This is a genomic window from Marivita sp. (assembly GCF_020055675.1).
GTDB lineage: Bacteria > Pseudomonadota > Alphaproteobacteria > Rhodobacterales > Rhodobacteraceae > Marivita.
Genome location: NZ_JAIPUS010000072.1, coordinates 1 through 3,051 on the forward strand (window position 1 = coordinate 1; position 3,051 = coordinate 3,051).

Annotated in this window: 6 protein-coding genes; 2 read left to right on the forward strand and 4 right to left on the reverse strand. The window is 62.1% G+C overall.

The window, feature by feature from the left end:
- Positions 1–441: Crp/Fnr family transcriptional regulator (locus LCF59_RS17595; RefSeq protein WP_292288922.1), on the forward strand; the 441-nt coding region annotated here is incomplete at its 5' end.
- A 9-nt stretch (positions 442–450) separates the two neighbouring features.
- Here LCF59_RS17595 and LCF59_RS17600 read toward each other — a convergent pair.
- Positions 451–891, reverse strand: coding sequence for a CBS domain-containing protein (locus LCF59_RS17600; protein WP_292288923.1), 441 nt, complete (start codon positions 889–891; stop codon positions 451–453).
- Positions 892–1,042: 151 nt separating this feature from the next.
- On the opposite strand from LCF59_RS17600, the gene LCF59_RS17605 reads away from it, so the two are divergent.
- Entirely contained in the window at positions 1,043–1,258 is a 216-nt protein-coding gene (locus LCF59_RS17605; protein WP_292288924.1) for a hypothetical protein, read from the forward strand.
- Between the two features lie 5 nt (positions 1,259–1,263).
- On the opposite strand, the gene LCF59_RS17825 is transcribed toward LCF59_RS17605, so the two are convergent.
- The 3 genes from LCF59_RS17825 to LCF59_RS17615 all read right to left on the reverse strand — a co-directional run.
- Complete coding sequence (locus tag LCF59_RS17825; protein WP_367273423.1) at positions 1,264–1,497, reverse strand: hypothetical protein; 234 nt, start codon at positions 1,495–1,497, stop codon at positions 1,264–1,266.
- On the reverse strand, positions 1,385–2,272 hold the full coding sequence (locus tag LCF59_RS17610; protein WP_292288925.1) for a hypothetical protein: 888 nt from the start codon (positions 2,270–2,272) through the stop codon (positions 1,385–1,387). The genes LCF59_RS17825 and LCF59_RS17610 overlap by 113 nt, the downstream gene beginning before the upstream one ends.
- Positions 2,269–3,051 (reverse strand): alpha/beta fold hydrolase (locus LCF59_RS17615; RefSeq protein ID WP_292288926.1); only part of this gene is annotated, 783 nt, incomplete at its 5' end. The genes LCF59_RS17615 and LCF59_RS17610, both read right to left, overlap by 4 nt.

The following is a 3,051-nucleotide window of genomic DNA, read 5'->3' on the forward strand; positions in this document are numbered from 1 at the left end:
CTGTGCGATGCAGTGATCGTCTCCATCGACAAGACCGCTTGGGCGCAATTGCTTCAGGAAGATGCCGATCTGCGAAAGTCTGAACGACAGCGCGATATCGCGGCGCAGGCCCGGCAATCGGAACGCACGTTGAGGCTCGGTCAGGCGAGCGCAGAGACCCGCCTCGCCTACGTCCTCATAGAGCTGTGCATACGCCTGTCCGGAGGAGACACCCAGTGTGACCACGAATTCCATGTGCCGCTCGGTCAGCAGAAACTCGGCGATTTCACGGGGCTGTCATCGGTCCATGTCTGCCGAACGTTGCGGCGTCTGAACCGGGCCGGTGTCATCAGGACCGGCGATCACATGGACATCCTGATCCAGGATCTGCCCGCGCTGGCGGACCTTGCACAAGTCGATATCGCGGCGCTTCGCAACGAGATCACCAGCGGGGTCGCGTGATGTCCCATATCAGCCGGGAATGTCGCGCGCGCGGGCTTCGCTGATTTCGCCCAGGGCCTGTCCGGCCAGTTCCTCGGACACATGTTCGGCAATGTCGCCAACCGACAGGATGCCGACAGCCGTACCTGACCTGTCGATTACCAGCAGACGCCGGACCCGTTCCTCACCCATCAGTGCCGCAGCTGCGAACGCGTCCTGATCGGCGAAACAGGTGATCATATTGCGCGTGAGGATGTCCCTGATGCTTGTATCCAGCCCAAGGGCGAAGCCCCGCGCGGCCAGCGCGCGTATGACGATATCACGGTCGGTCACGATGCCGATTGGCCTGCGGTCCTGAAATACCGGCAATGCACCCACTCCATTCGCGCGCATTCGGTCTGCCGCGTCGCGGATCGTGGTTTCAGGTTCTGCACTGATTACCGGTGAGGACATGACTTTCCTGACCAGCATGGTTAATTTCCTTGCCTCCTGTTTGCCTTGACACGCTCAGATCGTGTCTGTGGGACCGAGACTGGCATGCCGGGCTACAGATCTCATTAATCCGGGTCAATGCGCGGGTCATGATCGTTGTTCAGAATTGGGTCACGACTTGGAGGGGGGCATGAAAGATTGTTCGCTATTCGAAGACCGATCGCCCGCATTGACGATGGAAGACACCTATCGCATCTTGGAGGCGCTTGGCCCGATGTCGGCAGAGGTGTTGACGGCCATGGTCGATTACGGGCTGAGCGACACTGAAATCGGTCGTTACTACAACCTTCCGCATGAGATGATAACCACCTTGCGAGAGTACTGGGGAATCGATGGAAACCCCTGACGGAGTCAGCCTGTCGCACAGTCACATTCCCGCAGACCCTCTTCGGCACCGCGAGCAAGCACCTGTTCCTCATCCGTGGGAATCAGGTAAACACCGACCGTTCCTGCCTCGGGCGAAATCCATGACCTACCGTGAGCATTGGCCTGCCGGTCGATCCCGATCCCAAGCCAGCCAAGCTCTGCACAGATCCCTTCCCGTATGCCGGGAGCATTTTCGCCGACCCCGCCGGTGAAACCCAGCCCGTCCAGCCCCCCAAGCGCCGCGCGCGGCGGCAAGGCGCGCCGCCGCGCGCGGCGCTTGCTCCGGGACCGGCGTATCGCGGATATCGACACCGGACAGGTCCACCCGCGCCTCTTCGGCGGCGGTGCGTATCTTCTTCTCCGCTCCGAACAGCACCGGCTCGATCAGCCCCGCGCGCGCGCTGCTGATTGCGCCTTCGATGGACGGAGCATCGACGGGGTTGACCACGGCCATGCGGACCGGACCCATGTCACGGGCAAGATCCTCGATATGCTCGAACCCGTCGGGCGCGTGCCCCGGCTCAAGCGCGACCTGACGACCGAATGGTCGCGACACCTGTCTGTCCGGCACGATTACCCCGATCCGGCCCGCCAGGATGACCGTCCCGTCTTCGCGACAACACCTGCAGTCAAGCTGCACTTTGCGCGATTTGGCATCGAGCGATGCGACGGTCGCCTCGGCAATCGGCATGTCGCCCTGCTTGAGCACCCCGGAACACTCGACGGACAGGGTGTCAAGCCGTGTGCCCGGGCCCGGAAACCGGCCAATGATCAGCGTGACCAGCAGGGTCACGGCAAACCCGCCTTGCGCGAGTGCTGCGCGAAAATCCGGGTCCGAGGCAAGCTTACGGTCGATGCCGTGGTCCGTAATGTCGGCGGCGTGGGTTGTGAACCCGCGCATGTCGCCTACCGACACCCGGCGCTCGATCCGTGCCCCGTCGCCGGGCTTCAGGCTGTCGAAAGGCTGGTTTGTGATGGTGTCGGGCGGGTTCATTTCTGGAACACATAAGTGCCGGGGGCATCCTCAAGCGGCCGGTATTTGCCCTTGCCGGCGCCCGTCTTCGGCGGTGTCGTCTTGCCGCTTGATCGTTCGTTCAGCCAGTCGACAAGGGCCGGCCACCACGACCCCTCACGCGGCTCGGCCACGGTTTCCCACGTCTCAGGCGGAATGTAAGGATCGTCCTTTTCTGTGGTGTGGATGTGAAACGATCGCCCCTTGTGCCCCGGTTCGCTGACGATCCCGGCATTGTGGCCGCCGCTGGTCAGCACGAAGGTGAGCGACGGCTCGGTCAGCAGGTGAAGCTTGTAGACCGACTGCCACGGCGCGATGTGATCCGAGGTGGTCGAGACGCAGAAGAGCGGCACGTCGATCGCGTCCAGCGTCACCGGCTTGTCGTCGATGTGGTATTGTCCCTGCGCCAGTTCGTTCCCCAGATAAAGCTTGCGCAGGTATTCGCTGTGCATGCGGTAGGGCAGGCGCGTCGCATCATCGTTCCATGCCATGAGGTCGAACATGTCCTGGCGTTTTCCCATCAGATAGTCGTGGGTGTAGCGCGACCAGATCAGATCGGCCGAGCGCAGCAATTGAAACGCCCCCGCCATCTGCTTGGTATCCAGATACCCTTGATCCCACATCATGTTTTCCAGAAACGTGACCTCGCTTTCGCTGATGAAGAGCTGCAACTCGCCGGGTTCGGTGAAATCGACCTGCGTGGCCAGCAAGGTAAGCGAGGCCAGCCTGTCCTGTCCGTCGCGCGCCATCTGCGCGGCCTT